General features: G+C 71.9%; 2 protein-coding genes and 1 pseudogene. 2 read left to right on the plus strand and 1 reads right to left on the minus strand.

The features are described 5' to 3' along the window. Positions 1-1139: pseudogene (locus VD972_RS32910) on the plus strand (hemagglutinin); the annotation flags it as partial. 3 nt (positions 1140-1142) lie between these two features. Here the strand turns inward: VD972_RS32910 and VD972_RS32915 are convergent. Next, positions 1143-1943, minus strand: a complete 801-nt coding sequence (locus tag VD972_RS32915) for a TIGR00266 family protein (RefSeq protein WP_324992755.1) — start codon at positions 1941-1943, stop codon at positions 1143-1145. Positions 1944-2209: 266 nt separating this feature from the next. On the opposite strand from VD972_RS32915, the gene VD972_RS32920 reads away from it, so the two are divergent. Then, on the plus strand, positions 2210-3296 hold a 1087-nt coding region (locus VD972_RS32920; RefSeq protein ID WP_324992756.1), incomplete at its 3' end, for a metallophosphoesterase.

The raw sequence follows: 3296 nt of genomic DNA on the forward strand, positions 1-3296 counted from the left end.
GCGCAGGTGGCGGTCACGTGGATCTGGGCACAGCAGGCGCGGCCGGCGGCGGGGTGGTGATCCTCCGCGCGGGGGAGGTGGTGGGCACGGGCAAGTTCAGCGCCAAGGGCGCCTCCGCGGACTTCGTTGTCTCCGCGACCGATGATGGTGCGGGTGGCGGCGGTGCGGGCGGTACCGTCTCCGTCCGTTCCGCGCGAGCGCTGAAGTGTGGTGTCGCGCAGGCCTCGGGTGGCGCGGGCGGAGATACCCGGCACACGACGAGTGAGTCCGGTCCCGGGGGCGGGGGTGGGGGTGGCGTCGTCTTCCTCCAGGGCGAGTCCATCGAGTGTCCCGTCTCGGTGGTGGCCGGGTTCCCAGGCCAGTCGACGGCGGCGGGGGACAGCTTTGGCGCAGGCCCGAGCCTGATTGACTCAGGTGCCTCCTACGGCTCCGAGAAGACGTACCTGGCGCCATTCCGGGTGCCTGCTACGCCTGTGCTGACCTCGCCGGTGGACGGCTCCACGGGTGTGGCGTCGAGGCCCCGCATCCAGGGCACCGCGGATCCGGGAGTCATCGTCCACCTGTTCTTGGAGGGGGTGGCGTACGTCTCGGTGGTGCCGGACAGCACCGGGGCCTTCTCGTACAACGTGCCCGCGGATCTCACGGTGGGCGCGCACGAGCTGCGGGCCTCGGCGGAGGAGGTGGGCTCCCACAGCCCGCTGTCCGCGCCGAGCCGCTTCGACGTGGCGACGCCAGGGGATGGAGGCATGACCGGAGACGCGCCGGTGCTCGTGCACCCTGCGGAGGGCGAGGCAGTGAACCCCACGCCCCTGTTCGCCGGGACGAGCCGGGGCGGCGTCTCGGTGGGCCTCGAGGTGGATGGGGTGGAGGTAGTGCGCGTGCCCTTGGATGAGCAGCGGCGCTTCCGCTACGTGCTCACCGCCGAGCAGCAGCTGGCCCTGGGAGCTCACAGCGTCATGGCCCGTGCGTGGGACGAGGCAGGCAAGGCCGGCCTCGCCTCGCCGGTGACGCGCTTCGAGGTGAAGTCGCCCGGAGCGCTCGAGGTGGGCTGCGGGTGCGGCTCCTCGCCCGGAGTGGGGCTCGGAGCCGTGGTGGTGCTGCTGGGCCTGGGCGCCGCGCGCCTCCGCAGACGGGCGTAGCGGCTAATCGTCATCGCTGCCGAGCAGCCCGCCGAGCCCCACGCTGCCGAGCACGCTGCCCTCACCCCGGGAGCCGGTCGGCCCCGCGGCCGCGAGGATGCGTCCCGAGAGCCGGCTGAGCGGGAGCGACTGCAGCCACACCGTGCCCGGCCCCCGCAGCGTGGCGAAGAAGAGGCCCTCGCCTCCGAAGAAGGCCGTCTTGATGCCGCCCACCATCTGGATGTCGTACTCGACGCTCGGCTGGAAGGCGACGATGCAGCCCGTGTCTACGCGCAGCGTCTGGCCCGGTGCGAGCGTCCGCTCGAGCAGCGAGCCGCCCGCGTGTAGGAAGGCCAGCCCGTCCCCCTGCAGGCGCTGCATGATGAAGCCCTCGCCGCCGAACAGGCCCACGCCCAGCTTCTTCTGGAAGGCGATGCCCAGCGACACGCCCTTGGCCGCCGCCAGGAAGCTGTCCTTCTGGGCGATCAGCTCGCCACCCAGCTTGCCTAGCTCCACCGGGAGGATGCGCCCAGGGTACGGCGCGGCGAAGGCCACCTTGCGCTTGCCGCTCCCCCGGTTGAAGAACACCGTGGTGAAGAGCGACTCGCCCGTCAGCAGCCGCTTGCCCGCGCCCAGCAGCGAGCCGAAGAAGCCGCCCTTCTTCTCCGCGCCGTCACCGAAGATGGTCTCCATCTCGATGTCGTCGTCCATGTACATCATCGCGCCGGCCTCACCGACCGCCGCCTCGTTCGGGTCCAGCTCCACCTCGACGAACTGCATGTCGCCGCCGTGAATCTCGAAGTCCACCTCATGCATCTGTGCCATGCCGCTACTCCGTGAGAGGGTTGAGCGGCGCGAACCATAACCCGCACGGAGGCTCAGGGTGTGTCGAGCAGGAGCCCCAGTGTCGCCACGGCCTGGGCGTCTCCGCTCAAGCCGCAGGGGGCCCTGCCGCCTGGCGGGCGAGGCCCACCACAGGGGGGAGGCTGGCGCCAGGGCCGCCTGCCGGATGTCGGGCGCTTCCCAGGGCACCTCGTTATGGTGGGATTCTCGGAATCGGCGAAGGGTCGGCGCCGCGAGCGGAGCGACGGATGGCGGAGTTCTCCCAGGGCACGGCGCGAGAGTCGCAGCAAGACGGTGTCCCCCTGAGCCAGGTCCCCATCGGCCTCATCATCCGAGGGCTGGCGGCCATGCTCTTCGCGGTGGGCCTCGTGGGAGGCCTGCACGGCTACCTCGGGCTGCGGCTGGTGTCCGATCCGAGCCTCGGGCAGCCGTGGACGGCGCTGGGGTGGGTGGCGCTGGCGCTCCTCTTCTGCTCCATCCCGCTCGGGTTCATGGCCTCGCGCCGCCGGCCCACCCTGCTGAACCAGGCGCTCTACTGGACGTCCATGCTGTGGCTGGGCACGTTCGGCCTGCTGCTCACCGCTGTGCTGGTGGCGGATCTTGTCAGCGCGGTGTGGGGCCTGTCAGGCACGGCGCCCGAGGCCCAGGCGCTCGCGCGCGGCAAGGCGGTGGGCGTGCTCGCGGTGGTGGTGCCGGCGCTCGCCTTCGCGTTCGTCACGGCGCGCGGCCGGGCTCGGGTGGAGCGGCTGAAGATCCCCATGGCGAAGCTGGACGCGGGGCTGCACGGCGTGCGCGTGGTGCAGATCTCGGACATCCACATCGGCCCCACGCTGGATCGGCACTTCCTGCGGCGCGTCGTGGAGCAGGTGAACGCCCTGCAGCCGGACATCATCGCAGTGACGGGGGATCTGGTGGACGGCAGCGTGCGCACGCTGCGCGAGGAGGTGAAGCCGCTGTCCGAGCTGCGCGCGCCGCTCGGCGTCTACTTCGTCACCGGCAACCACGAGTACTACCACGGGGGCGCCGCCTGGGCCGCGGAGGTGTCGCGGCTGGGCCTCACCGTGCTGCACAACGAGCACCGCATCGTGGAGCGCTCGGAGGCCCGGCTCGTCGTGGCGGGGGTGACGGACCACGAGGGGGGGCGGATGGATCCGGCGCATGCGTGCCGGCCGGACCTGGCGCTGGCGGGCGCGCCGGAGGGGGTGCCGCGCCTGCTCCTGGCGCATCAGCCGCGCACGGCCTTCCTGGCGCGCGGGCTGGGCGTGGATCTACAGCTGTCCGGGCACACGCACGGCGGGCAGCTGTTCCCCTTCATGTTCTTCGTGAAGCTCCAGC

The organism is Hyalangium sp., assembly GCF_035629615.1.
Taxonomy (GTDB): Bacteria; Myxococcota; Myxococcia; order Myxococcales; family Myxococcaceae; genus Hyalangium.

Bases quoted from the DNA above. Each gene is read 5' to 3' on its own strand.
- VD972_RS32915 (WP_324992755.1), bottom strand. From the start codon at position 1,943: ATGGCACAGATGCATGAGGTGGACTTCGAGATTCACGGCGGCGACATG.